The organism is Marinithermofilum abyssi, assembly GCF_014641195.1.
GTDB classification, from domain to species: Bacteria; Bacillota; Bacilli; order Thermoactinomycetales; family DSM-45169; genus Marinithermofilum; species Marinithermofilum abyssi.
Genome location: NZ_BMHQ01000028.1, coordinates 1 through 5,967, shown reverse-complemented (window position 1 = coordinate 5,967; position 5,967 = coordinate 1). Strand labels below are relative to the sequence as shown.

6 protein-coding genes and 1 pseudogene are annotated in these 5,967 nt (G+C 41.9%); 5 read left to right on the top strand and 2 right to left on the bottom strand.

The genetic code is table 11. The annotated features are described in order from the left end of the window. Positions 1-17: 17 nt before the first annotated feature. The 5 genes and pseudogenes from IEW70_RS17530 (at position 18) to IEW70_RS17510 (ending at position 3,599) form a co-directional block, all read left to right on the top strand. Positions 18-131: a WGxxGxxG family protein gene (locus tag IEW70_RS17530; RefSeq protein ID WP_229752083.1), complete on the top strand. Its 114-nt coding sequence runs from the start codon at positions 18-20 to the stop codon at positions 129-131. Between the two features lie 698 nt (positions 132-829). After that, positions 830-1,345, top strand: a complete 516-nt coding sequence (locus IEW70_RS17525) for a CvpA family protein (RefSeq protein WP_188649199.1) — start codon at positions 830-832, stop codon at positions 1,343-1,345. A 330-nt stretch (positions 1,346-1,675) separates the two neighbouring features. Continuing rightward, positions 1,676-1,960 (top strand): annotated as a pseudogene (locus IEW70_RS17520) (3-oxoacyl-[acyl-carrier-protein] synthase III C-terminal domain-containing protein); the annotation flags it as partial. Between the two features lie 171 nt (positions 1,961-2,131). Beyond that, positions 2,132-2,923 (top strand): VanW family protein, encoded by a 792-nt coding sequence (locus IEW70_RS17515; RefSeq protein WP_188649197.1) that lies wholly within the window; start codon positions 2,132-2,134, stop codon positions 2,921-2,923. 316 nt (positions 2,924-3,239) lie between these two features. Next, on the top strand, positions 3,240-3,599 hold the full coding sequence (locus IEW70_RS17510) for a hypothetical protein (RefSeq protein ID WP_188649196.1): 360 nt from the start codon (positions 3,240-3,242) through the stop codon (positions 3,597-3,599). A gap of 229 nt (positions 3,600-3,828) precedes the next feature. Here IEW70_RS17510 and IEW70_RS17505 read toward each other — a convergent pair whose 3' ends face one another. Both IEW70_RS17505 and IEW70_RS17500 read right to left on the bottom strand, forming a co-directional pair. Continuing rightward, positions 3,829-4,248 carry a hypothetical protein gene (locus IEW70_RS17505; RefSeq protein WP_188649195.1) on the bottom strand — a complete coding sequence of 140 codons (420 nt, stop codon included), beginning with the start codon at positions 4,246-4,248 and terminating at the stop codon, positions 3,829-3,831. Positions 4,249-4,471: 223 nt separating this feature from the next. Next, positions 4,472-5,350: a hypothetical protein gene (locus IEW70_RS17500; RefSeq protein ID WP_188649194.1), complete on the bottom strand. Its 879-nt coding sequence runs from the start codon at positions 5,348-5,350 to the stop codon at positions 4,472-4,474. Positions 5,351-5,967: the final 617 nt, after the last annotated feature.

The following is a 5,967-nucleotide window of genomic DNA, read 5'->3' as shown; positions in this document are numbered from 1 at the left end:
ATAACCGAGGTAACAACATGATTAACACTGCTACCGATGATGACAATGATACCGATTGGGGTTGGATTGGACTGGCAGGATTGTTGGGACTGCTTGGATTAAGGAGAAAAGACGACAACCAAAAACGGTAAGGTTTCAAGGCGCCCTTTTGGGCGCCATTCAAAGCAATCATCTTATATTCGAACAGACCAAACCCCAGTCTCTGTGCAAAAGCCCTCGGGAATTTCAGCCGAGGCTTTTGCACATTTTAGCTGCCAGGCGCTTTTTCGTTAATCGGATGTGTTTAAGGATCTAACTTACCCAGTTTATTTTTGTCCCAAAGTTTCAATATCCTTTTGATCACAATGTGATAAGCCTTTACATGGTTCTCAGATCGATTAACTAATGCTGTCCATTTTTTTTGACTTCGAGTCCACTTCTTAGACTTCGAGTTCAGTTTCTTGACTCCGAGTCAAGTTTTTGGATTTCGAAGCCAAATTATTGGACTCCGAAGATTCATCTTCCGGTTCCGATTCCTTTATGGGACGTGGGAAGATACTATACCCTATCTCTCCTCCCCTCTTAAGGGGGGTTTTTAATTTTATTTCACTAAAGCCCAAAAACCGTTTGGATTACTAGACGAGACAGTCAGCGAAGCTGTCACTAGAGGGAATTCTTCCCTCAATTTCCTTCCTCAAATGTCTTTTCGATGAGTGTGAATTTATGCATTTTGCATGATTTTCTATAAAACTATAGAATTATTTCATTCGTTACACTAGAGTGTGCTCCATTATACATATAGATATATGAAAAAAGGAGTATGAAATCAGTTAAGTGAGAGGGTGATTGGATGGTATTGGATTTGATCTTTGTTTTTCTGGCTCTGGGTGGATTGATCCGAGGTTACCAGAAAGGAGTGATCCGTGAAGCAGCTGCCCTCGTCGGGGTGCTGGTGGCAGCTTTTATTGCCTGGCAGTTCAGCAGTTATGTAGCCCCCTCTTTGAAGGGAATCTTTACTCTGCCGAAATCCTGGACTTCGGGTCCGGCGGGGTTATTGCCGGTGGAAACTATCGTCTACAATTCCCTGGCGTTTCTCCTGTTATTCCTACTGACGTGGGGGGCAGTCTCTTTTATCGCCTTCTTTCTGACCGAATTAACCAATCTGCCCGTTCTGTCCCAGATTAACGGAGTGGGGGGCGCCGTCGTCGGTTTCGCTAAGGCTTTGTTGGTGATGATGATTACCGTCAATCTGTTGCAACTGATCCCCTGGACCACAGGACAACAGGCCGTTCGAAAATCAGCCCTTTGCCAGGGCATCCTAGAAATCACTCCCGACTTGACAGACACCTGGAAAAAGAGTGTATGATCTCGATGCAGAAATGCCGCTTCCTTTGTTATACAAAGGATCGCGGCATTTTTACGTTGGGGAGGTTAAGTTAGTTCTCAAAGTAAACAATAGGACAATAATCCGTTTTATTAATACTTCTCACCCATTCGCTCACTGTAAATAGTCCATGGATCGGATGAAAATCCCCACTTTTGTTGGATTGTACAAGCGAGCTCACCCTTGTAAATTAGAGGAGAATCCATATCATTACCTCTTACTTGACCTATCGCCCTCATTAAGAGGGCCTTTTTTTGAGCAGAAATAACAGCCTCTGGCTAATTTAGACCCTAGGGGACCGCACAACAAAAGCAGATAGTAATGGAAAAAGCAGGTTTAATCATAGAAGATATTGACTTTCTCGTTCCACATCAGGCCAATATTCGCATGATCGACTCCGCAGTAAAACGGCTTGTGGTCTCTCATGACAAAGTTGGCGTAAATCTGAACCGATACGGAAATATGTCAGCTGCTTCGATCCCGGTTGCGCTTGATGAGTTAGTCGAGAACGAAAAGATTAAAGCAGGTGACCATCTGCTATTCGTTGGTTTTGGACTTACCTGGGGCGCCTCTGTTCTTAGATGGAATACTAGGTAAAAAGTAAAGACTCTGAACCGCAAGTACGCTTCTTTCGCTCTTTTTTCCACTGAAAGAGTTATTATCACTTAAGCCCGTTCCCTTTGTTTTAACTGGGGAATGGGCCTTTTGCGTATACATTTTTTTAAATATGTCTGGGAAAAATCACCTTAGAAGGAAGGAGGTTTACCCATGAGGCGTTGGGCTATTTTCATTTTATGCACGCTGCTTTTGGTATCAGGTTGTGTGCCGAAGAAAAATGAAAGTAAGAATCAATCCCCTCCGAAGCAGACCAAAGTGAGCGTTCGGACAAATAACCGGGATGGAAAATTAGAAACGCTTGATTTGCTACAAACAAGGGGTCAGTTGCTGTCTTCATACACGACCTATTTTGACCCGACGAAGACGCACCGCGCGCATAATATTCAACTGTCAAACAATGTAATAAATGGTCATGTGGTTGATGTCGGGGAAGTTTTTTCATTTAATCAGGTCGTTGGAAAACGGACGCTGGAACGTGGATATAAACCAGCCCCGGAAATTGTCAAAGGGGAATATACAGAAGGAATCGGCGGCGGAATCTGCCAAACATCTTCCACCCTTTTTAATGCAGTGGATGCTGCCGGCCTCCGCGTTATCGAACACGTGAGCCACAGTCATGTGGTTACCTACGTGCCAATAGGGAGGGATGCGACTGTTTCCTGGAGAGAACCGGACTTTAAATTTCAAAATCAATTAAATGCACCGATCAAGGTTTCATCTAAAACTCAAGATGGGAAAATTACGGTCGCGATCTATGCTCTTTTTAACGAAGTTCCTGCCCCGCCGACCACGCTGCCGGAAACGATCCGTGTTGAGCCAAATAAACAAAAAGATACAAAATCCGTTCCGGATTACAAAATGAAAGCTGAGTTTACGGACTCGGCTTTTTTATTTCCATGCTTTTTAAATCCCTTTCAACTATACTATAGAACACCATCCTGACGGGTAATATTTCAGATGCTTTAGTTTAAAGACAAACGCCCTTCTACAGCATGCTCAACGCCTACAACCCCAGATCAAGGATAAATGGATCAAAGTGAACAAACCGTAAAGAAGCCCCTAGCATCTAGGGGCTTCTTTACGCTGCCGGAGCAGCGATCCTCTTGGCAAAACACCAAATAATAATTGTCTTTCGAAGTACAAGGGAACAGCAGATAATAGATTAAATAATTGTCCCTTTTCCTGTAAAGCAGAATTTAGTAAAATATTTATGTCTATAATACTGACCCCCATTACATTACATCTAAGAGGTGCGCACATGAGTAAATGGTCAGATTGGAATATGGAAGAACGTATTCGCGAGGTATTGAATCAAACAGAAAAGCGTAACGGACAGCGTGCCTTGATGACTGCTTATCAAATAACGATTGCCATTTGTAAGAAAGATGATTCTTTTTTAGAACTCACTGGTAAATTAATTGGAGATGAAGATCAACCTTCCAACTCTCTAGCCGTGTATATTTCTAGAGAGTTATCCAAGAGAATTCGTGATCAGCGAATCCATGATATGGAAATTTTTTATCTTTCTAAGAAATACATAGATGAGTTGGAATACATTGATCATGAAGGAAATGAGATTGAAACAACCACTTCCACCCTTTTCCGGTTGAAAGATTAAAACAAGTTCATGGCTGTTCACGCTTTTAGTGCTACAAAAAACCCGGTCCTATGGGTGGGTTCGGATTGGTATTACGAATTCTGTAAAGTGAAAAACCCCTCGAACAACCACGTATTCTGTAAAGTAAATGGGCATTAAAAAAGCCACTCTCTTCTAGAGTGGCCCTAAATTCCGTGAATCGTTAAGTACCCTAAGAGGGGTCCCGCCAGCAATTTAACAAAATCCTACGCTAAGCACGGGACCCCTTCGGTCTATCGTTGTTCTCGCTCGGTTGTTTGGTTAACACCTGTGTAATCTGTCCAGCAAGAATGACTGCCGTAATAACGAGAGATGAAGAGATCCCAATGGCCACAAATATCCCCGTCACCCCATAATCCCATCCGCGTGAAACGTTGCCCCATGTTGCATAAGCGATTCCCATTACAACAGCCACCCAAGAGAAAATGCCGGGTGAGATGCTCTTCATACGGTTAGATATGATGATGATCGCTCCTTGTATAGCGACTATTCCCACCATCAATGATGCCACATAAGCCGCCCATCCCGTATAGGAACCCGTTGACTGAAATAGATAAACACAGTTCGCATAGGAGTAAATAAGAGCGCAAATGAACGCCACAGACCCCAAAATGATAGTAAAGAGTTTCAAAATCATACCTCCCAATTATACGTGCTGGGCGATCTGTTTAAGATTGTTACTTTTTTTACCAGTAATCTTTCTCTTGCTTTCGCTCTTCCAGTTGACGACGCAGCTCCTTGTTTTCTCTACGTAAACGGTCGATCTCCTGTTGCAGCTCCCTTTGAATATCCGGATTGTAAGCCTCTTCTTCAGCCGGGATCTCCTCGTTTTCTCCTTCTTTTGTTCCTCAAACCTAACCTCGATATTTTTCATGCCATCCGGCTTTATAAAGGTCTAGCAGCATGTTATATACACCTTGACGTTCTTCATTTAAAAAGAGTTGAAGGGCTTTTAGCAGAAGTACTCTTTTTTTGATATCCGATACGAACCCCCACTTTTTATGTAACCGTACGATTTGTTCCAACTGATTAAAAACCTTTTCATATTCCTGTAATACGGTATGTACCTTACTTTCATTTCCGTAATCAAAGATAACCGGACACTCAAAATAAAGTATGGGCCAATCATTTACTTGAATGTATCCAAAATCAGCCTCCATCCAGTATTGCTCAGCATCAAACTCTAAATTGTATTGCTTAAGCGTTCTCTGGAATTTAGCCTCCATTTCTCGAATTGACTGATAATTCATCCATTTTAACGGGTTGAATTTATACCGTGACACACGAGCGCAAATAGACGGTGCGTTTGTAATTTTAGCCCAGACGGTATGATGGTTGCCGTCGCTTCCAACATAGTAACTGTCTTCCTTGTCATAGTGGATTAATTTTACCTGGTATCCGGGATCTTTAAACGACTGACGAAATGACTCCAGACCCTGCTCTTCTAAAGATCTTCTTAGGTTATTCAGTCGAGCCCAAGAAAGATTCCCAGCTTTATTGGTTATATGATCAAACCAAGAACGGTTGGCTTCCCCTTTACTACCGGTTAACCCTTTGATTTTCTTAACTGGTACTAGAATGTCTTCTTCTGTATCCACCATCTCATAATAGTAGTGGTAATCGCTGTCACATTGAACAGTTTCCTGTTTCATTCCCTCAAGGTGGTCTTTACAAATTCCTTGCTCAACCAGATAGGACTCATCTATGATAATGTTTCCTTCTATTACTGACACGTGCTTCGCTCCTTTCTTATTCTCTGCTATAAGGTTTTTTTGTGATCATAACGCTTAAACGGCCAAAACCAGTGCTTTAACTTATAATCCATAGGGAGCTATTGAAGTAGCTTTCCTAGTTGGTAAATTCCAAGAGATCCAATAAAAAATGATTCCAACCAGATAGTAGGCTAAGCCATTCAAGCCTGATAAAAACCAAGGTATCCATTAATCCATCAAGTACGGCAATAATCATAAACATAATGGATAGAAGTCCAACTATATTTCCTTAACCCGTGCTTGATATAGCTTCCTTTTTTTCTCGATATCAACTAAGATCCCCCTTCGGCCATCAAAAAATTTTTGTAATCCAATATATCTTTATTTTATTTCAACAGGATAGATAATCCAAGCCCTGGTAAAAATAACGGCCTCTATAGTCCGTATTTTCCGTGTTTTTTTGATATAAAGGAAATCCAAGTGTTCACCCAGAGATAAAAGCCACCCTTCCATGAACTGATACCCTCTATGTAGACAGGTAAATGAAAGCCTTTAAAGAACTTGTCCTCATAGGGGGGATTTTTATGTCCAAAAAAGGGTCACGTCACAGGAAACATTCCCAAGAATTTAAGGTACAG

Excerpts from the sequence above, each read along its gene's own strand:
- IEW70_RS17530 (WP_229752083.1), top strand. The coding sequence starts at position 18 with ATGATTAACACTGCTACCGATGATGACAATGATACCGATTGGGGTTGG.
- IEW70_RS17525 (WP_188649199.1), top strand. The coding sequence starts at position 830 with ATGGTATTGGATTTGATCTTTGTTTTTCTGGCTCTGGGTGGATTGATC.
- IEW70_RS17515 (WP_188649197.1), top strand. The coding sequence starts at position 2,132 with ATGAGGCGTTGGGCTATTTTCATTTTATGCACGCTGCTTTTGGTATCA.
- IEW70_RS17510 (WP_188649196.1), top strand. The coding sequence starts at position 3,240 with ATGAGTAAATGGTCAGATTGGAATATGGAAGAACGTATTCGCGAGGTA.